The organism is Enterobacter sp. MG-EB028 (assembly GCF_056673305.1).
Map to the genome: position 1 here is coordinate 3,935,408 of NZ_CP195079.1, position 20,041 is coordinate 3,955,448.

Consider the following 20,041-nt stretch of genomic DNA (forward strand, 5'->3'; position numbering starts at 1 on the left):
TCAATACAAATAAGCCATTTATTGAGAATAGCAGCGATGAAAAAATTAACCTTACCAAAAGATTTTTTATGGGGTGGCGCGGTTGCCGCTCACCAGGTTGAAGGCGGCTGGAACAAAGGCGGCAAAGGGCCAAGCATTTGCGACGTCTTGACCGGCGGCGCACACGGCGTGCCGCGCGAAATCACGCAGGAGGTGGTGCCGGGTAAATATTACCCCAATCATGAGGCCATCGATTTCCACGGCCACTATAAAGAAGACATCAAGCTGTTTGCCGAGATGGGCTTCAAGTGCTTCCGTACCTCTATTGCCTGGACACGCATATTCCCGAAAGGTGACGAAACGCAGCCAAACGAGGAAGGGCTAAAATTCTACGACGACATGTTCGATGAGCTGCTGAAGTACAACATCGAACCGGTGATCACCCTCTCCCACTTCGAAATGCCGCTGCACCTGGTGCAGGAGTACGGTAGCTGGACCAACCGTAAAGTGGTCGATTTCTTTGTGCGCTTCGCGGAAGTGGTCTTCGAGCGCTACAAAAACAAGGTCAAATACTGGATGACCTTCAACGAAATCAATAACCAGCGTAACTGGCGCGCGCCGCTGTTCGGTTACTGCTGCTCAGGCGTGGTCTATACCGAACATGACAATCCGGAAGAGACCATGTACCAGGTCCTGCACCACCAGTTTGTGGCCAGCGCCCTGGCGGTGAAAGCCGCGCGCCGCATCAACCCGGAGATGAAAGTCGGCTGCATGCTGGCCATGGTGGCGCTCTATCCATTCTCCTGCAAACCGGAAGACGTGATGTTCGCCCAGGAATCGATGCGCGAGCGCTATGTCTTTACCGACGTCCAGCTGCGTGGTTACTACCCGTCCTACGTGTTGAACGAGTGGGAGCGCCGCGGCTTCTCCATCAAAATGGAGGCAGGCGACGAGCAGATCCTGCGTGAAGGTACCTGCGACTACTTAGGTTTCAGCTACTACATGACCAACGCGGTGAAGGCGGAAGGCGGTACCGGTGACGCCATCTCCGGCTTTGAAGGCAGTGTGCCGAACCCGCACGTGAAGGCGTCCGACTGGGGCTGGCAGATTGACCCGGTGGGCCTGCGTTATTCCCTGTGCGAGCTGTACGAGCGTTATCAGAAGCCGCTGTTTATCGTGGAAAACGGCTTCGGCGCCTATGACAAAGTGGAAGAAGACGGCAGCATCAACGATGACTATCGTATTGACTACCTGCGTGCACACGTGGAAGAGATGATCAAAGCCGTCACGCACGATGGCGTGGATCTGATGGGCTATACCCCGTGGGGCTGCATCGACTGCGTATCGTTCACCACCGGCCAGTACAGCAAGCGCTACGGCTTTATCTACGTGAACAAGCACGACGACGGAACGGGCGACATGTCGCGCTCCCGTAAGAAGAGCTTTAACTGGTATAAGGAAGTGATTGCCAGCAACGGCGAAAAACTTTAACGCAGTGATCCCCTCTCCCCTTTGGGGAGAGGGTTAGGGTGAGGGGTTTATTTCCCACCCGCTAACTCGATAAAACTACCCGTTACGTACGACGCCTTCTCGCTCAGCAGCCAGACAATCGCCTGGGCCACCTCTTCCGGCTGGCCGCCGCGCTGCATCGGCAGCAGCGATTTCACGCGATCCACCCGCCCCGGCTCCCCGCCGGATGCGTGAATATCAGTATAGATAAGCCCGGGCCGCACGCAATTCACGCGGATACCCTGTGCCGCCACCTCCAGCGATAGCCCGGTTGTCAGCGAATCCACCGCTCCCTTGGACGCGGCATAATCCACATATTCACCCGGCGCGCCCAGACGCGATGCCGCGGAAGAGACGTTCACTATCGCCCCACCCTTGCCGCCATGTTTGATGGACATGCGTTTTACCGCTTCCCGACAGCAGAGAAAGTAGCCCGTGACGTTGGTCGCAAGGACGCGGTTAATGCGCTCAGCGGAGAGATTCTCGATAGTGGATTGCTCAAACAGAATGCCCGCATTATTGACCAGCGCACGAAGCGGCTCGCCTTCACGATCGAGGCTGTCAAACATCGCCAGCACCTGAGCTTCGTCGCTGATGTCCGCACGCACGGCAAACGCTTTACCGCCCGCCTCAACGATCTGGTTGATCACGTCCGTCGCGGATTTAATGTTGTGGTGATAGTTTACCGCCACGGTGTAGCCTTCACGTGCCAGCTGCAGCGCGGTGGCTTTCCCAATGCCCCGGCTCGCGCCGGTGACCAGTGCAATTGCCATTCACAACCTCCAGATAAAAAAAAGCCGGGTGGCGCTTACGCTTACCCGGCCTACAGTATGGCAAATAATTACTGGTATTCGCTCATCGGTACGCAGGAGCAGAACAGGTTACGGTCGCCGTAGACATCATCAAGACGCTTCACGGTCGGCCAGTATTTGTTCGCCACGCCTGCCGGGAAGACGGCCAGTTCGCGGGAGTAGCCGTGGTTCCACTCTGCCACCATCTCGTGCTGAGTGTGCGGGGCGTTAACCAGCGGGTTATCTTCCAGCGTCCATTCGCCGTCCTGCACGCGGTCGATCTCCATGCGGATGGCCAGCATCGCGTCGATAAAGCGATCCAGCTCGGCTTTGCTTTCAGACTCGGTCGGCTCCACCATCAGCGTCCCCGCAACCGGGAACGACATGGTTGGCGCGTGGAAGCCGTAGTCGATCAGACGCTTGGCGATATCCAGCTCGCTAATACCGGTCTGCTCTTTCAGCGGACGAATATCGAGGATGCACTCGTGCGCCACGCGACCGTCGCGGCCTGTGTAGAGCACCGGGAAGGCGGACTTCAGGCGAGTCGCAATGTAGTTAGCGTTCAGGATCGCCACCTGGCTCGCCTGCTTCAGCCCTTCCGCGCCCATCATGCGGATGTACATCCAGCTGATTGGCAGGATAGAGGCGCTACCGAACGGTGCCGCAGAGACCGCGCCCTGACGGGTTAGCATGCCTTCAATCTGCACCACGCTGTGGCCCGGCACAAACGGTGCCAGGTGCGCTTTCACGCCGATTGGGCCCATGCCCGGGCCGCCACCGCCGTGCGGGATGCAGAAGGTTTTGTGCAGGTTCAGGTGCGACACGTCCGCGCCAATAAAGCCCGGAGAGGTAATGCCCACCTGAGCGTTCATGTTTGCGCCGTCGAGGTAAACCTGACCGCCAAACTGGTGCACCACTTCGCACACTTCACGGATGGTCTCTTCGTATACGCCGTGGGTGGACGGGTAGGTCACCATGATGCAGGAGAGCTTGTCGCCCGCCTGTTCGGCTTTCGCACGCAGGTCTGCCAGATCGATGTTGCCGTTCTTATCGCACGCCACGACCACCACTTCCATGCCCGCCATCTGGGCAGAGGCCGGGTTGGTGCCGTGAGCAGAGCTTGGGATCAGGCAGATATCGCGGTGTCCTTCGTTGCGGCTTTCATGATAGTGACGGATCGCCAGCAGGCCCGCGTATTCGCCCTGTGCGCCGGAGTTCGGCTGCATGCAGAGCGCGTCATAACCGGTCAGCTTCACCAGCCAGTCGGAAAGCTGGTTGATCATCATATGATAACCTTCCGCCTGCTCTGGCGGGCAGAACGGGTGTAGTTCGGAGAACTCAGGCCAGGTGATAGGGATCATCTCTGCCGCGGCGTTCAGCTTCATGGTGCAGGAGCCCAGCGGGATCATCGCCTGGTTCAGCGCCAGATCCTTGCGCTCCAGAGAGTGCATATAGCGCATCATCTCGGTTTCGCTGTGGTAGCGGTTGAACACCGGATGGGTCAGGATCGCGTCAACACGCAGCATGCTTTCCTGAATGGAGCGGCTGTCGAGCGCGACCTCTTTGTCGAGCGCATCAATGTCCAGACCGTGCGCGTCACCCAGCAACACGCTGAACAGGTTCAGAATATCGTCACGGGTGGTACTTTCATCCAGCGTAATGCCGACCGCGTTGTGGATGTCGCTGCGCAGGTTGATCTCTGCCGCATTCGCACGCGCCAGCACCGCCGCTTTGTCCGCCACTTCCACACACAGAGTGTCGAAGTAGTGAGCGTGGCGCAGCTTGAGGCCTTTCTGCTGCAGACCACAGGCCAGAATATCGGCCAGGCGGTGAATGCGGCTGGCAATGCGCTTCAGGCCAGCCGGGCCGTGGAACACGGCGTACAGGCTGGCGATGTTTGCAAGCAGCACCTGGGAGGTACAGATGTTGGAGTTCGCTTTCTCGCGGCGGATATGCTGCTCGCGAGTCTGCATCGCCATGCGCAGGGCGGTGTTACCGGCAGCATCTTTTGAGACGCCGATAATGCGGCCAGGCATGGAGCGTTTGAATTCATCTTTCGCGCCGAAGAACGCCGCGTGCGGGCCGCCGTAGCCCATCGGCACGCCAAAGCGTTGCGCAGAGCCGAAGACAATATCCGCGCCCTGTTTGCCCGGCGCCGTCAGCAGCACCAGCGCCATAAAATCGGCGGCAACGCTGACAACCACTTTGCGGGACTTCAGCTCGGCAATCAGCGTGCCGTAGTCGTGTACTTCACCCGTCGTACCTACCTGCTGCAGCAGTACGCCGAAGACGTCCTGGTGATCCAGCACTTTGTCAGCGTCGTCGACGATCACGTCAAAGCCGAAGGTTTCCGCACGGGTGCGCACAACGTCCAGCGTCTGAGGATGCACGTCCGCCGCCACGAAGAAGCGGTTAGCATTTTTCAGCTTGCTGACGCGTTTTGCCATCGCCATTGCTTCGGCGGCAGCGGTGGCTTCATCCAGCAGCGAGGCGGAGGCAATATCCATACCGGTCAGATCCAGCGTCACCTGTTGGAAGTTCAGCAGCGCTTCCAGACGGCCCTGGGAGACTTCTGGCTGATACGGGGTGTAAGCGGTGTACCAGCCCGGGTTCTCCAGCATGTTGCGCAGGATAACCGGCGGCAACTGCACGTTGGTGTAGCCCATGCCAATGTAAGACTTATAGCGCTTGTTCAGGCCTGCGATAGCCTTCAGCTCCGCCAGCGCGGCGAATTCCGTGGTGGCTTCCCCCACCTGAGGCGGCGTGGCAAGCTGGATGTCTTTTGGCACAATCTGGCCGATCAGTGCGTTTAATGAATCCGCGCCAACTGTCTTCAGCATCTCCTGCTGTTGCTTAGCATCCGGCCCAATGTGACGTTCAATGAAGGCGCCACGGTTTTCAAGCTGGCTTAAAGTCTGTGTCATGAGCGATGGTTCCTGAAACGTGCAGTGAATGTGTTTTCTCCCTCTCCCTAAGGGAGAGGGCTGGGGTGAGGGTGTCGTCTGTTCCCCTCACCCTACCCTCTCCCCAAAGGGGAGAGGGATAATGGCTTACTCGTCTTCCAGTAGTGCTTCGTACGCGGTCGCATCCAGCAGCGCGGCAACCTGAGATTCGTCGCTGGCTTTGATCTTGAAGATCCAGCCGCCTTCATACGGCTCGCTGTTCACCAGCTCTGGCGAATCACTCAGCGCGTCGTTGACGGCAACGATTTCGCCGCTCACAGGAGCGTAGATGTCAGATGCCGCTTTTACGGACTCCGCCACGGCGCAGTCGTCGCCCGCGCTAACGGTCGTGCCCACGTCAGGCAGGTCAACAAACACCATGTCGCCCAGCAGCTCTTGCGCGTGCTCGGTGATCCCTACGGTGTAAGTGCCGTCCGCCTCTTTGCGCAGCCACTCGTGTTCTTTGCTGTATTTCAGTTCTGCTGGCACATTGCTCATTGAAGTTCTCCTGATAAAAATGATTAGGCGACCGGCTTACCGGCGCGAACAAAAATCGGTTTGGTCACGTGGACCGGCATTTCGCGGTTGCGGATCTGTACCACCGCCGTGTCGCCAATGCCCGCCGGCACGCGTGCCAGTGCAATACTGTAGCCCAGCGTCGGGGAGAAGGTGCCGCTGGTGATCACGCCTTCGAGATGATTGCCGTCGGCATCGGTGAAGCGCACCGGCAGTTCGCCGCGCAGCACGCCTTTTTCCTTCATCACCAGCCCCACCAGCTGTTCGGTACCCTTCTCGCGCTGCATCTCCAGTGCTTCACGGCCAATAAAGTCACGGTCAGCCGGTTCCCATGCGATGGTCCAGCCCATGTTGGCGGCCAGCGGAGAGACGCCTTCGTCCATCTCCTGGCCGTAGAGGTTCATACCCGCTTCAAGACGCAGGGTATCGCGCGCGCCCAGGCCCGCTGGCTTCACGCCCGCTTCCACCAGCGCACGCCAGAAATCAGCGGCCTTCTCGTTTGGCATCGCAATTTCGTAGCCCGCTTCACCGGTGTAGCCGGTAGTGGCGATAAACAGATCCCCCGCCTGCACGCCGAAGAAAGGCTTCATGCCCTCTGTGGCTTTGCGCTGCTCGTCGTTAAACAGAGAGGCGGCTTTCGCCTGCGCGTTTGGCCCCTGCACGGCGATTAGCGACAGATCGTCACGGACGGTGATGTCGATGGCATAAGGTTCAGCGTGTTGGGTGATCCAGGAGAGGTCTTTTTCGCGGGTGGCGGAGTTTACAACGAGGCGGAAGAAATCTTCAGTGAAGTAATAGACGATGAGGTCATCAATCACGCCGCCCGAAGCATTCAGCATGCCGGTATAGAGCGCTTTACCCGGCGTCTTCAGCTTAGCGACGTCGTTTGCCAGCAGATAACGCAAAAACTCCCGGGTGCGGCTACCGCGCAGGTCGACAATCGTCATATGGGACACGTCGAACATACCGGCATCGGTGCGCACCGCGTGGTGCTCATCAATCTGCGACCCGTAGTGCAACGGCATCATCCAGCCGTGGAAGTCCACCATGCGGGCGCCGCATAACACGTGCTGTTCGTACAAAGGAGTCTGTTGAGCCATCTTGTCCTCGTTGAAAAATTCACCGTGAAACCCGGTATCGGCCTCGTTCCCGAATGCCGACGCAAACGTTCTCTTTTACCTGAACTTACCACCGAAACCGGCGGTTAACCATAAGGTAAAACGGGTCATCACATTAGCTTATGACCAAAAAACGCTGAAAAGCCTACAGAGTTATTCACTGGAAAAATGCGATTAACCCCGCACAAAATTAACAATGATCTAACAGGATTTAGCACATGGTGATATTTCGTGCGGAAAAACGGGCCGAATTTCCGTAACAAGAAAAACACGACATTAGATTATCTAATGCGAAAAATGACGTGAAATTAGAATATTTCAAACGAGGGGATTTCCCCGGCGCAGAGGCCGGGAAATTATAGTGTGACGGGGGTCAATATTATTTAAGCCAGTCCGGCAGGTCGTTAAGACCCATCGCCTGACGGAGAAGTTGAGGTTTAACACCCGGAAGGGTATCTGCGAGTTTAAGACCGATATCGCGCAGCAGTTTCTTCGCCGGATTTGCCCCGGCAAACAGCTCGCGGAAGCCCTGCATCCCTGCCAGCATCATCGCCGCACTGTGCTTGCGGCTGCGCTCGTAGCGACGCAGGTAGAGATGCTGACCGATATCTTTGCCTTCACGATGCAGGCGGCGCAGTTCCTCAACCAGCTCCGCCGCGTCCATAAAGCCGAGGTTGACGCCCTGCCCGGCCAGCGGATGAATGGTATGCGCGGCATCGCCCACCAGCGCCAGACGATGCGCGGCAAACTGGCGCGCGTAGCGGCCGGTTAACGGGAACACCTGACGCTCGCTTTCAAGCGTGCACAGGCCAAGGCGGTTATCAAACGCCACGCACAGCGCCTGGTTAAAGGCCTCGGGCGTCGCCTCCTGCATCTGCTGCGCTTTTTCCGGCACTAAGGACCAGACAATCGAGCACAGGTGCGGATCGGCAAGCGGCAGGAAGGCCAGAATACCGTCGTTGTGGAAAATCTGCCGGGCCACGCCGCCGTGCGGCTCTTCGGTACGGATTGTTGCCACCATCGCATGATGGCGGTAATCCCAGTACGTCAGCGGGATATCGGCTTTATTACGCAGCCAGGAGTTTGCGCCGTCGGCACCGACCACCAGACGCGCGGTCAGCATGTCGCCGCTTTGCAGGGTGATAAACGCCTCGTTTTCGCCCCACGCCACCTGCTGGATCTGCGCAGGCGCGACCAGCGTCACGTCGCTGCACAGCTCTGCTTTCTGCCACAGCGCGTGATGGATCACCCCATTCTCAATGATATGGCCCAGATGGCTATAGCCCATACTTTCATCATCGAAGGCAATATGGCCAAAGCTGTCTTTGTCCCACACTTCCATGCCGTGATAGCAGCTGGCGCGCTGGGCGACGATATCTGACCAGACGCCGAGACGCGTCAGCAGCTTTTCGCTGGCCGCGTTAATCGCCGAGACGCGGAGTTCTGGCGGGGCATCAGGTGCGACGGGCTGAGGCGGCTTTTGCTCCAGCACCGCCACGCGCAGTCCGCTGCCCTGCAATCCACAGGCCAGCGCCAGCCCAACCATTCCGCCGCCAACGATGGCAACATCAACATTTTGCACGGTGATAACTCCTTAACGCGCAACCCAACCCAGGGTCCGCTGCGCCAGCACGTCACGTGCCGGAATGAACAGTTCCATCGCCATCAGCCCGAGGTTGCGGCCAGCAACCAGCGGCGCCCAGCGATTGGCAAAGAGATGGACTAAACCATCGGTGACGCCAATTGTCGCCTCTTTATCGGCCTGGCGTCGCGTCTGGTAATGGCTTAGCACCGGGTAAGCGCCACAGTCTTTTTGTTCGCTCCATGCCTGCGAAAGCGTTTCGGCAAGGCTCATCACATCCCGCAGGCCGAGGTTAAAGCCCTGGCCGGCGATGGGGTGGAGGGTTTGCGCCGCATTGCCGACCAGCGCCACGCGGTGAGAAACAGACTGTGATGCCGTGGTTAACGACAGCGGATAGACCGCACGTTTCCCGGCATGGGTAATACGCCCCAGCCGCCAGCCAAAGGCTTTCTGCAGCTCGGTACAAAAGCGTTCGTCGGACCAGGCCTTAACCTCTTCGGCTTTATCCTGCGGGTGGCACCAGACCAGCGAGCAGCGCCCGTCCGTCATAGGCAGCATCGCCAGCGGACCGTGCTGGGTAAAGCGTTCAAATGCCCGGCCGTTGTGTTCTGCTGCGGTCGAGACGTTCGCAATGACCGCGACCTGCCCGTAAGGCTGCTGTCGCCACTCTACGCCGCACTGGGTGCCGAGCGCCGAGCGCGACCCGTCCGCCGCAACCAAAAGCTGTCCGTCGAGCACGATGCCATTGTCCAGCGTTACGCTGACCGCCTCTTCACTGCGGGTGAAGCTGGCAACGCGTGCCGGGCAGTGCAGCGTAACGCCCGGCGCGTCCTGCAACAGGCGGAACAGGCGCAGGCCAATATCGTGCAGTTCAACGACCTGACCCAGCGCGTCAATACGGTAATCGTGGGCATCCAGCGTCACAAACCCGGCATGGCCGCGATCGCTCACGTGCACGGTATTAATGGCGGTGGCGCAGTCGGCGATGGCCTGCCAGATGCCAATCCGGGACAGCTGCTGGCAGGTGCCCTGCGCCAGGGCAATGGCGCGGGAATCAAAACCAGGGTGATTCTTCGTTTGTGGGGCGACCGCCTCGACAAGATGCACCGGAAGTTGCCCCTTCGTTAAGTGCGAGACAGCCAAGGCCAGCGTGGCGCCCGTCATGCCGCCGCCAACGATAATCACGCTCATGCGCGCGCCGCTGCCATCAGCGCCTCGATATCGTCCGCTTTTTTCACCACGCTCGCGGTCAGGTTTTCGTTGCCGGTTTCGGTGATGACGATGTCGTCTTCAATACGAATGCCGATTCCGCGGTATTCCTCTGGCACGTCGGCATCCGGCGCGATGTACAGACCCGGCTCGACGGTCAGCACCATGCCCGGCTCCAGCACGCGTGAACGTTCAGGGGCGTATGCGCCCACGTCGTGCACGTCCAGCCCCAGCCAGTGGCTCAGGCCGTGCATAAAGTACGGACGATGGGCATTCTCGGTAATCAGGGTGTCCACGTCGCCTTTCAGAATGCCGAGCTTCACCAGCCCGGTCACCATGATGCGCACGACTTCGCCGGTCACCTCCTGAATAGAGGTGCCTGGCCGATACAGCGTGAGCGCCGTCTCAAGTGACTCGAGAACGATGTCATAAATTGCCCGCTGCGCCGGTGAAAATTTACCGTTCACCGGGAAAGTACGGGTGATGTCGCCCGCATAGCCCTGATATTCGCAACCGGCGTCAATCAAAACCAGATCGCCGTCGCGCAGCGCGCTTTCGTTTTCGGTGTAGTGCAGAATGCAGCCGTTTTCCCCACCGCCAACGATGGTGTTGTAGGACGGGAAGCGCGCACCGTGACGGTTAAATTCGTGATGAATTTCGCCTTCCAGCTGATATTCGAACATCCCGGGACGGCATTTTTCCATCGCGCGGGTGTGCGCCAGCGCGCTGATTTCGCCCGCACGGCGCATCACGTTCAGCTCTTCTTCAGATTTGAACAGGCGCATCTCGTGCACTACCGGACGCCAGTCCGTGAGGGTGGCGGGCGCGGACAGGTTCTGGCGCGAGCCTTTGCGCAGCTTATCCAGCGCGGTGAAAACAATCTCATCGGCGTAAGCATATTCGCCCTGCGCGTGGTAGAGCACGTCGAGGCCGTTTAGCAGCTGATAGAGCTGCTGGTTGATTTCGCTAAACGCCAGCGCACGGTCAACGCCCAGCTTTTCCGGTGCGGCCTCTTGCCCTAAGCGGCGGCCAAACCAGATTTCAGCGGTTAAGTCTCGTACGCGGTTGAAAATCACGCTGTGGTTATGGGTGTCATTGCTCTTAATCAGCACCAGCACCGCTTCCGGTTCGTTAAAGCCGGTGAAGTACCAAAAATCGCTGCTCTGGCGATAGGGGTATTCGCTGTCGGCGCTGCGCGTCACCTCTGGCGCGGCAAAAATCAGCGCCGCGCTGCCCGGCTGCATGTTTGCCAGCAGCGCCTGACGACGGCGCAAATACTCTTGTTGCGAGATAACCATGACACCCTCCTGTGCGTTATTTTTCTTAATGTAAGGTTGGCTTGCGAACTTCCGGCGCGGTCGGCTGCGAGCGCGTAAAGTTGTCGTGGCACAGCAGCGCCGCCACGCGCACGTACTCGATAATTTCTTCGAGAGACATCTCCAGCTCTTCCTGGTCTTCCTCTTCATCGTAGCCGAGCTGGGCAATGTTACGCAGATCGTCGATCGCTTCACCCGCTTCGCCGGTGACTTTATCAAGCTTAGGCTGGGTAACGCCCAGGCCAAGCAGGTAGTGGTTTACCCAACCTGCGAGCGCATCGGCACGATCGAAGACGCTGACATCGTCGCCTTCAGGCAGATAAAGCTGAAAAAGGAAGCCATCGTCTTCCAGCGAATCGCTGGTGGCCGCGTGCATTTTTCGCAGCGCTTCCGCCAGTTCGTGGCCAAAAGCCAGCCCTTCGTTTGTGAGGTCGTGGATCAGCGGCTGCCATGAGCTGTCGCTGTTTCCGCCGCACAGTATGCCGCTGATCAGACCGTGCATTTCGGCAGGGGTAAGACCGACTCCCTGCTGGTTCAGTAACTGGTTTAAATCCTTGTAACCAGGCATTTCGTTCTGTATAGACATACGCATTCGTCATCAAAGGGAGGATATTCATGGTATGCTACCACTTTGGACCCTGGTGATACCAGAAAAGGGCTTGTATCTTCACATCAGGGTAGCTATAGTGTCGCCCCTTCGCAGCCCCCGAGGCAGTAAGCGAAGGCAGCGCAGTCAATCAGCAGGAAGGTGGCATGTCTGCACAACCCGTCGATCTCCAGATTTTTGGCCGTTCACTGCGAGTGAATTGTCCGCCTGAACAAAGGGATGCTTTGAATCAGGCTGCGGACGATTTGAATCAGCGGTTGCAAGATCTAAAAGAACGCACTAGAGTCACAAATACTGAGCAGCTGGTTTTCATCGCCGCGTTGAACATCAGCTATGAACTGACTCAGGAAAAAGCGAAGACCCGCGACTACGCGGCTAGCATGGAGCAGCGCATTAAAATGCTCCAGCAGACCATTGAACAGGCGTTGCTTGATCAAGGTCGCAATCCCGAAAGACCGGGACCAAAGTTTGAATAACACTTCTCAGTTGACTATGGTAGAGTAACTGTGAAGACAAAATTTCTCTGAGATGTTCGCAAGCGGGCCAGTCCCCTGAGCCGATATTTCATACCACAAGAATGTGGCGCTCCATGGTTGGTGAGCATGCTCGGTTCGTCCGAGAAGCCTTAAAACTATGACGACACATTCACCTTGAACCAAGGGTTCAAGGGTTACAGCCTGCGGCGGCATCTCGGAGATTCCCTCTTTCTTCTTCTACCCACTACCATGACTCAATTCCCTGAAGTTTCTGCCTCACGCCAGGATATCCGTCAGCTTATTCGCCAGCGTCGTCGCGCGCTTACGTCCGAGCAACAAGCACACTTTGCGCAGCAGGCCGCAGCTCGCATGATGGCGTATCCGCCAGTTGTAATGGCGAACACGGTCGCTCTGTTTCTGTCGTTTGATGGCGAGCTGGATACCCAGCCGCTTATCGACCAGCTCTGGCGCGCCGGAAAGAAGGTTTATCTGCCGGTACTGCATCCGTTTAGCCAAGGTAATTTGCTGTTTCTACACTACCACCCGCACAGCGAGCTGGTGGTAAATCGTCTGAAAATTACCGAACCGAAACTCGACGTGCGCGACGTATTACCGCTGTCCGGGCTGGACGTGCTGATTACCCCGCTGGTGGCGTTTGATGAACAGGGCCAGCGTTTAGGCATGGGCGGCGGGTTCTATGACAGAACGCTGCAAAACTGGCAGGAGTACGGGCTACAGCCGGTGGGTTATGCGCATGATTGCCAGGCTGTAGAGGCCCTGCCGGTGGAGAAATGGGATGTGCCGTTACCGGCTGTGGTGACGCCCAGTAAAATCTGGGTCTGGTAGAACAAAGCCGGGTGGCGGCTATGCCTTACCCGGCCTACATAAATCCTCGGACATTGTAGGTCGGGTAAGCGTAAGCGCCACCCGACACCACAAACTACACTATCAGTAAAGCAAGCGTGCGCGAATCGTCCCCGGAATAGCCTTCATGCTCTGCAGCGCTTTCTCGGCAACGTCTTCATCGGCTTCAATATCGATAACCACATAACCCATCTGCGAGTTGGTTTGCAGATATTGCGCGGCGATGTTGACGCCCTGCTCGGCAAAGATCTGGTTGATGGCGGTCAGCACGCCAGGACGGTTTTCGTGGATGTGAAGCAGACGGCGACCGCCATGCAGCGGCAGAGACACCTCCGGGAAGTTCACCGCAGAGAGCGTTGAACCGTTGTCGGAATATTTGCTCAGCTTGCCCGCCACTTCCAGACCGATATTCTCCTGCGCTTCCTGAGTAGAACCACCGATGTGTGGCGTCAGGATCACGTTGTCGAACTCGCACAGCGGAGAGTTAAACGGATCGCTGTTGGTCGCAGGCTCTGTCGGGAATACGTCGATGGCCGCACCCGCCAGATGTTTACGCTTCAGCGCATCGCACAGCGCAGGGATATCGACCACCGTACCGCGCGCGGCGTTGATCAGCAGAGAGCCCGGCTTCATCAGCGCCAGCTCTTCCGCACCCATCATGTTTTTGGTGGAGGCGTTTTCCGGCACGTGCAGGCTGACTACGTCGCTCATGTTCAGCAGGTCAGAGAGATGCTGCACCTGCGTCGCGTTACCCAGCGGCAGCTTGCTTTCGATATCATAGAAGTAGACATGCATCCCCAGCGACTCCGCCAGGATCCCCAGCTGAGTACCGATGTGGCCGTAGCCGATGATACCCAGCTTTTTACCACGGGCTTCGTATGAGCCCGCGGCCAGTTTGTTCCACACGCCGCGGTGCGCTTTGGCGTTAGCTTCCGGAATACCGCGCAGCAGCAGCAGCAGTTCGCCAATCACCAGTTCCGCCACGGAACGGGTGTTCGAGAACGGCGCGTTAAAGACCGGGATACCGCGTTTTGCGGCAGCGTTCAGGTCGACCTGGTTGGTGCCGATGCAGAAACAGCCAATGGCAACCAGCTTTTCCGCCGCGGCAATCACGTCTTCAGTCAGGTGGGTACGGGATCGCAGGCCAATGAAGTGGGCATCACGGATGGCGGCTTTCAGCTCTTCCGTGTCCAGCGCGCCTTTGTGAAATTCGATATTGGTGTAACCCGCCGCACGAAGGCTATCAAGCGCTTTCTGATGCACGCCCTCGACCAGCAGGAATTTAATCTTGTCTTTCTCCAGTGATACCTTTGCCATTTCCCCGACCCTGTTTTTATCTGAACTGATGTTGTGCTGGATTGAAATCCGCTGTAGCCAACATATCAAAAAAAACTATTGCAGCAATATGAACGTTTGCGTCGGCACTCTGAAGAAAAGTCATACAGGGCAAAATGACAGAGTAAAATGCTGAGGAAATTTACAAACGTGGCAGGATCGGCAAAAGAGGCGGAAAAGCGTGACACAAGTCACCAAATTTAGCTTTTCAAAAATTTTTTAGCGGGGGGAGCACTCCCCCCGTCAGATCATTTTACGATGGTTTTGACGCCGTCGGCCGTACCTATCAGTGCCACGTCCGCGCCGCGGTTGGCAAATAACCCTACGGTAACAACGCCTGGAATGCCGTTGATGGCGTTTTCCAGGGCAATCGCGTCGAGAATTTCCAGGCCGTGGACGTCGAGGATGACGTTACCGTTGTCGGTGACCACGCCCTGACGGTATTCCGGACGGCCACCCAGCTTCACCAGCTGACGGGCAACCGCACTGCGCGCCATCGGGATCACTTCGACCGGCAGCGGAAAATTACCCAGAATGTCGACCTGCTTGGAGGCATCCGCGATGCAGATGAACTTGTCCGCAACCGAGGCGATGATCTTTTCACGGGTCAGCGCCGCGCCGCCGCCTTTGATCATCTGCATATGGCCGTTGATTTCATCCGCACCATCAACGTAAATGCCCAGACGATCCACTTCGTTGAGATCGAAAACGGTAATGCCGAGGCTTTTCAGCTTTTCCGTGGACGCATCGGAGCTGGAAACCGCGCCCTCGATCTGCCCCTTCATCGTGCCCAGTGCATCGATAAAGTGCGCCGCCGTTGACCCCGTACCAACACCGACAATGGTCCCTGGCTGTACGTACTGGAGAGCGGCCCATCCTACTGCTTTTTTCAGTTCATCCTGCGTCATGATCGTTTTGCCTGTGGTGTGAAAACTCAGGGCGCATTATAGAACACGTCGAATGGATTTCGTCTGCCAGGAAGGGAAAATTGTGTCATAGTGCAGATTAAGCAAAATTAAGGAGCCAGCCAGAGCAATGAAACGTCCGGACTACAGAACACTACAGGCACTTGATGCAGTTATTCGTGAACGTGGCTTTGAGCGCGCAGCGCAAAAGCTGTGTATCACCCAGTCCGCCGTATCACAGCGTATCAAACAGCTTGAAAACATGTTCGGGCAGCCGCTGCTGGTGCGTACCGTGCCGCCGCGCCCAACGGAGCAAGGGCAAAAACTTCTCGCCCTGCTGCGTCAGGTTGAGCTACTGGAAGACGAATGGCTGGGTGACGAACAAACGGGCTCCACGCCGCTGCTGCTCTCGCTGGCGGTCAACGCCGACAGTCTGGCAACCTGGCTGCTGCCGGCCCTGGCGCCGGTATTAGCTGACTCCCCTATCCGCCTGAATCTCCAGGTTGAAGATGAAACCCGCACCCAGGAGCGCCTGCGTCGCGGCGAAGTGGTGGGGGCAGTCAGTATCCAGCCGCAGGCGCTGCCAAGCTGTCTTGTCGATCAGTTGGGCGCGCTGGACTACCTGTTCGTGGGTTCAAAAGCCTTTGCGGAGCGCTACTTCCCGAACGGCGTCACCCGCGCAGCGCTGCTGAAAGCGCCGGCCGTGGCGTTCGACCATCTGGACGATATGCACCAGGCATTTTTGCAGCAAAACTTTGACCTGCCGCCGGGCAGCGTACCGTGCCATATCGTCAACTCGTCCGAAGCCTTTGTGCAGCTTGCGCGTCAGGGCACGACCTGCTGCATGATCCCGCACCTGCAGATTGAGAAAGAGTTGAAAAGCGGTGAGTTGATTGACCTAACGCCGGGGCTGTATCAGCGCCGGATGCTCTACTGGCACCGTTTTGCGCCGGAAAGCCGCATGATGCGCAACGTTACTGACGCGCTGCTGGCGTTTGGGCATAAGGTGTTGAGACAGGATTAATCGCTTGAATTCCCTCTCCCACAGGGAGAGGGTTAGGGTGAGGGCAAACTACTGCGCCTTAGCCGCCTCAGTTTGCTGAGTTTGAGTTGGCTCCAGCTGGAACACCACATCCACCTGATCGTCGAACTGAATGGTTGGCTGCTCATAGGTTTCCTGAGCAGAAACCGGCGCAGCGTCAGCCTTCATCATCCGCACCATCGGGCTTGGCTGGTAGTTAGAGACGTGGTAACGCACGCTGTATACCGGGCCGAGCTTGCTCTTAAAGCCAGAAGCCAGCTGCTCCGCCTGATGGATTGCATCATTAATCGCGGCTTTACGCGCTTCGTCTTTGTATTTCTCCGGTTGCGCAACGCCCAGCGACACCGAACGGATTTCGTTCAGGCCAGCCTTCAGCGCGCCGTCCAGCAGTGAATTCAGCTTGTCCAGCTGACGCACGGTCACTTCAACAGCACGCACGGCGCGGTAGCCTTTCAGGATGCTTTTGCCGTTCTGGTAGTCGTAATCAGGTTGAGTACGCAGGTTCGCGGAGTTGATATCTTTTTTACCTACACCGTTCTGCTCGAGGAAAGAGAGATATTGCGCAACACGATCGTCCGCCTGCTTCTTGGCGGAGGCCGCATCTTTCGCAGCGACATTGACCTCAATTGCCAGGGTTGCAATATCCGGTACCGCGTCCACGCTTGCGGTGCCTGACGTGACGATGTGCGGGCCATCCGGCAATTCACTTGCCTGCACCGACACCGCACCGAAACTCACTAATGCCGCCAGGGCCATCACTTTAAACTTCACTGTCATTCCTCCATGTTGCGAAGAGTGCCCCAACAACAGGGCGCATGCCAGCAAGCTTAGCGGGTCTTGTTCAGTTGTCCATAAGACAACGCTTAGTTGAGCAATCCCTGTACATGATGAATGCCCTCCTTCGCCAGCTGGAAAGCGATAAACCACATCACCAGACCGACCAGCGTGTTAATGATGCGCTGCGCTTTGGCAGTCTGCAGCCGCGGTGCCAGCCACGCCGCCAGGATCGCAAGACCGAAGAACCAGAGGAAAGAGGCGCTGACCGTACCGAGCGCAAACCAGCGTTTGGGCTCAACGTCCAGCTGCCCGCCCAGGCTACCCAGCACCACGAACGTATCAAGGTAAACGTGCGGGTTAAGCCAGGTGACCGCCAGCATGGTGACGATGATCTTCCAGCGCCCCTGCTTCATCACTTCGGCGCTCGCCAGCTCAAGATTGCTGCTCATGGCGGTTTTCAGGGCGCCGAATCCGTACCACAGCAGAAACGCCACGCCGCCCCAGGTTACCAGCGCCAGCAGCCAGGGGGACTGCATCAGCAGCGCGCTGCCACCGAAAATCCCGGCGCAAATCAGCAGCAGATCGCTCAACGCGCAAAGCAGGGCAATCATCAGATGATACTGGCGGCGGATGCCCTGATTCATGACGAACGCATTTTGCGGACCGAGAGGGAGGATCATGGCCGCGCCTAAGGCAAGCCCTTGAAAGTAATAGGATAACATGACGCAATTCTCACAGTGTTGTTCTGGAAGCCGACTATACTGCGCGAATCACATTAGAGGAAGTTGATAATATTAATTGGCGATTAATATAGCTAATACAAGAAAAGCCCGGTGGCGCTAGCGCTTACCGGGCCTACGAGTGAAGTTACTCTGCTTCTTTAACTTTTTTGACGTTTACGTCCATCTGCGGGTACGGGAAGCTGATGCCGTTGGCATCGAAGTCGCGCTTAATGCGCTCCAGCACGTCCCAGTACACGTTTTGCAGATCGCTGCTTTTGCTCCAGATACGCACCACGAAGTTAATCGAGGACGCGCCCAGTTCGTTCAGGCGAACCGTCTGCTCTTTGTCTTTCAGAATGCGGTCGTCAGAAGCGATGATGTTCGCGATCAGCGACTTCACCTGATCGATATCGGAATCATACGCCACGCTGATGATGAGCTCGTTACGACGCACCGGCTCGCGGGAAAAGTTAATGATATTGCCCGCGATGATTTTCCCGTTCGGCACCACCACGATACGGCCGTCGACGGTACGCAGGGTGGTAGAGAAAATCTGCACCTGCAGCACGGTGCCGGCAATGCCGCCCAGATCAACGTATTCGCCGGAGCGGAACGGACGGAAGGTCACCAGCAGCACGCCTGCCGCCAGGTTTGAAAGCGAGCCCTGCAGCGCCAGACCAATAGCCAGACCGGCGGCACCGAGAACGGCAATAACGGAGGCGGTCTGCACGCCCACACGGCCCAGCGCCGCAATCAGCGTAAAGGCGATAATGCCGTAGCGCACCAGTGCGGAGAGGAAGTCAGCCACCGTGGCGTCAATGTGACGGGCCAGCATTACGCGGTTAACCGCGTTCGATACGATACGCGCCACGATCATCCCGACGATAATGATCGCAATTGCCGCAACGATGTTCACGGCATAGCTCAGCAGCAGCGCCTGGTTGCGCACTAGCCAGTTACCGGCGTGATTGATGCTGTCTACAACATCGAGTTGTTCCATTTATTCTTCCTTTTGTTAAACCAAAACACTAAATCCATCCCCCATGGAGACAGGCAGGTCAGTAAAGGGTAAACAAAAAGCGCATGTTTTGCCAAACAGATCACAAAATCAGATGTTGCAGCATGTTGAAAATGCATAAAAAAAGGCCCGCATTTGCGGGCCTTCCGATGCTGTTAGCAGCTCAAATCACAGAACGTCGATTGCGTTCAGTTCTTTGAAAGCCTGCTCCAGACGGGTCACCATGGACGTCTGAGCAGCGCGCAGCCATACGCGTGGATCGTAGTATTTCTTGTTCGGCTGGTCTTCGCCTTTCGGGTTGCCCAGCTGGCCCTGCAGGTAAGCTTCGTTGGTTTTGTAGTACTGCAGGATACCGTCCCATGTTGCCCACTGGGTGTCGGTATCGATGTTCATTTTCACTACGCCGTAGCTTACGGAGTCTTTGATTTCCTGAGCAGAAGAACCGGAACCGCCGTGGAAGACGAAGTTCAGGCTGTTGTGCGGCAGGTTGTGTTTTTTGGAAACGTATTCCTGAGAGTCACGCAGGATGGTTGGAGTCAGAACCACGTTACCTGGTTTGTAAACGCCATGGACGTTGCCGAAGGACGCTGCGATGGTGAAGCGTGGGCTGATTTTGCTCAGCTCGGTGTAAGCGTAATCAACGTCTTCTGGCTGGGTGTACAGTGCAGAAGCGTCCATGTGGCTGTTGTCCACGCCGTCTTCTTCACCGCCGGTGCAACCCAGTTCAATTTCCAGGGTCATGTCCATTTTGGCCATGCGCGCCAGGTATTTAGAGCAGATTTCGATGTTTTCGTGCAGTGACTCTTCAGACAGGTCGATCATGTGAGAAGAGAACAGTGGCTTACCGGTTGCCGCGAAGTGTTTTTCACCCGCGTCCAGCAGACCGTCGATCCACGGCAGCAGTTTCTTCGCGCAGTGGTCAGTGTGCAGGATAACCGGAACACCGTAGTGTTCAGCCATCTGGTGTACGTGGTGCGCACCAGAGATAGCGCCCAGGATTGCAGCACCCTGAGGAATGTCAGTTTTCACGCCTTTACCTGCGATGAACGCAGCGCCACCATTAGAGAACTGAACGATAACTGGCGCTTTAACTTTAGCAGCAGTTTCCAGTACGGCGTTGATGGAGTCGGTACCTACGCAGTTAACTGCTGGCAGAGCGAAGTTGTTTTCTTTAGCTACCTGGAACACTTTCTGTACGTCATCACCAGTGATAACGCCAGGTTTTACGAAATCAAAAATTTTAGACATGTTGCTTAGTCCTGTATCTTCGGCCGTTAGAAAAGGTGCGAGCTCTTAGAAGCGCGCTGAAAATTGGGCAGGTTTCCCTGCCCTT

General features: G+C 57.1%; 18 protein-coding genes and 1 other RNA gene. 5 read left to right on the forward strand and 14 right to left on the reverse strand.

Annotation, left to right across the window (positions count from 1 at the left end; genetic code table 11):
- The first annotated feature begins 36 nt into the window (after nt 1–36).
- Entirely contained in the window at nt 37–1,470 is a 1,434-nt protein-coding gene (bglA, locus tag ACR42C_RS18575; protein WP_033146593.1) for a 6-phospho-beta-glucosidase BglA, read from the forward strand.
- A 47-nt stretch (nt 1,471–1,517) separates the two neighbouring features.
- On the opposite strand, the gene ACR42C_RS18580 is transcribed toward bglA, so the two are convergent.
- From ACR42C_RS18580 to ACR42C_RS18615, 8 genes are all read right to left on the reverse strand, one after another.
- Nucleotides 1,518–2,261, reverse strand: a complete 744-nt coding sequence (locus ACR42C_RS18580; RefSeq protein WP_316380095.1) for an SDR family oxidoreductase — start codon at nt 2,259–2,261, stop codon at nt 1,518–1,520.
- 68 nt (nt 2,262–2,329) lie between these two features.
- Nucleotides 2,330–5,203, reverse strand: a complete 2,874-nt coding sequence (gene gcvP / locus ACR42C_RS18585) for an aminomethyl-transferring glycine dehydrogenase (protein WP_479984422.1) — start codon at nt 5,201–5,203, stop codon at nt 2,330–2,332.
- A 126-nt stretch (nt 5,204–5,329) separates the two neighbouring features.
- On the reverse strand, nt 5,330–5,719 hold the full coding sequence (gcvH, locus tag ACR42C_RS18590) for a glycine cleavage system protein GcvH (protein ID WP_008499718.1): 390 nt from the start codon (nt 5,717–5,719) through the stop codon (nt 5,330–5,332).
- Between the two features lie 23 nt (nt 5,720–5,742).
- A complete protein-coding gene (gene gcvT / locus ACR42C_RS18595; RefSeq protein WP_116341905.1) occupies nt 5,743–6,837 on the reverse strand; it encodes a glycine cleavage system aminomethyltransferase GcvT in 1,095 nt (364 codons plus the stop codon).
- A gap of 397 nt (nt 6,838–7,234) precedes the next feature.
- On the reverse strand, nt 7,235–8,437 hold the full coding sequence (ubiI, locus tag ACR42C_RS18600; protein ID WP_116341907.1) for an FAD-dependent 2-octaprenylphenol hydroxylase: 1,203 nt from the start codon (nt 8,435–8,437) through the stop codon (nt 7,235–7,237).
- Between the two features lie 12 nt (nt 8,438–8,449).
- Nucleotides 8,450–9,628, reverse strand: coding sequence for a 2-octaprenyl-6-methoxyphenyl hydroxylase (ubiH, locus tag ACR42C_RS18605; protein WP_439206951.1), 1,179 nt, complete (start codon nt 9,626–9,628; stop codon nt 8,450–8,452).
- The gene (gene pepP, locus ACR42C_RS18610; protein WP_479985208.1) at nt 9,625–10,938 is read right to left on the reverse strand and encodes a Xaa-Pro aminopeptidase; all 1,314 of its coding nucleotides are present in this window, start codon (nt 10,936–10,938) and stop codon (nt 9,625–9,627) included. Before pepP ends, ubiH begins: the two co-directional genes overlap by 4 nt.
- Before the next feature lie 31 nt (nt 10,939–10,969).
- Entirely contained in the window at nt 10,970–11,548 is a 579-nt protein-coding gene (locus ACR42C_RS18615; protein WP_028014333.1) for a YecA/YgfB family protein, read from the reverse strand.
- Nucleotides 11,549–11,715: 167 nt separating this feature from the next.
- Here ACR42C_RS18615 and zapA point away from each other — a divergent pair, with 167 nt between their 5' ends.
- From zapA to ACR42C_RS18630, 3 genes are all read left to right on the forward strand, one after another.
- Nucleotides 11,716–12,045 carry a cell division protein ZapA gene (gene zapA / locus ACR42C_RS18620; protein WP_006811891.1) on the forward strand — a complete coding sequence of 110 codons (330 nt, stop codon included), beginning with the start codon at nt 11,716–11,718 and terminating at the stop codon, nt 12,043–12,045.
- A gap of 41 nt (nt 12,046–12,086) precedes the next feature.
- Nucleotides 12,087–12,270: non-coding RNA, 6S RNA (gene ssrS, locus ACR42C_RS18625), on the forward strand.
- Between the two features lie 24 nt (nt 12,271–12,294).
- Nucleotides 12,295–12,891, forward strand: coding sequence for a 5-formyltetrahydrofolate cyclo-ligase (locus ACR42C_RS18630; RefSeq protein ID WP_320719827.1), 597 nt, complete (start codon nt 12,295–12,297; stop codon nt 12,889–12,891).
- Between the two features lie 102 nt (nt 12,892–12,993).
- Here the strand turns inward: ACR42C_RS18630 and serA are convergent, their stop codons facing one another.
- Both serA and rpiA read right to left on the reverse strand, forming a co-directional pair.
- The gene (gene serA / locus ACR42C_RS18635; RefSeq protein ID WP_116341913.1) at nt 12,994–14,226 is read right to left on the reverse strand and encodes a phosphoglycerate dehydrogenase; all 1,233 of its coding nucleotides are present in this window, start codon (nt 14,224–14,226) and stop codon (nt 12,994–12,996) included.
- Nucleotides 14,227–14,492: 266 nt separating this feature from the next.
- Nucleotides 14,493–15,152 (reverse strand): ribose-5-phosphate isomerase RpiA, encoded by a 660-nt coding sequence (gene rpiA / locus ACR42C_RS18640; RefSeq protein ID WP_003860091.1) that lies wholly within the window; start codon nt 15,150–15,152, stop codon nt 14,493–14,495.
- A gap of 127 nt (nt 15,153–15,279) precedes the next feature.
- On the opposite strand from rpiA, the gene argP reads away from it, so the two are divergent.
- Nucleotides 15,280–16,173 carry a DNA-binding transcriptional regulator ArgP gene (gene argP, locus ACR42C_RS18645; protein ID WP_003860089.1) on the forward strand — a complete coding sequence of 298 codons (894 nt, stop codon included), beginning with the start codon at nt 15,280–15,282 and terminating at the stop codon, nt 16,171–16,173.
- Nucleotides 16,174–16,221: 48 nt separating this feature from the next.
- Here argP and ACR42C_RS18650 read toward each other — a convergent pair whose 3' ends face one another.
- From ACR42C_RS18650 to fbaA, 4 genes are all read right to left on the reverse strand, one after another.
- Nucleotides 16,222–16,962, reverse strand: coding sequence for an oxidative stress defense protein (locus tag ACR42C_RS18650; protein ID WP_116341915.1), 741 nt, complete (start codon nt 16,960–16,962; stop codon nt 16,222–16,224).
- A gap of 92 nt (nt 16,963–17,054) precedes the next feature.
- Nucleotides 17,055–17,690 (reverse strand): arginine exporter ArgO, encoded by a 636-nt coding sequence (gene argO / locus ACR42C_RS18655; RefSeq protein WP_320719828.1) that lies wholly within the window; start codon nt 17,688–17,690, stop codon nt 17,055–17,057.
- 145 nt (nt 17,691–17,835) lie between these two features.
- On the reverse strand, nt 17,836–18,690 hold the full coding sequence (gene mscS / locus ACR42C_RS18660) for a small-conductance mechanosensitive channel MscS (RefSeq protein WP_116341917.1): 855 nt from the start codon (nt 18,688–18,690) through the stop codon (nt 17,836–17,838).
- 186 nt (nt 18,691–18,876) lie between these two features.
- Complete coding sequence (gene fbaA / locus ACR42C_RS18665) at nt 18,877–19,956, reverse strand: class II fructose-bisphosphate aldolase (protein WP_061097137.1); 1,080 nt, start codon at nt 19,954–19,956, stop codon at nt 18,877–18,879.
- Between the last annotated feature and the right edge of the window lie 85 nt (nt 19,957–20,041).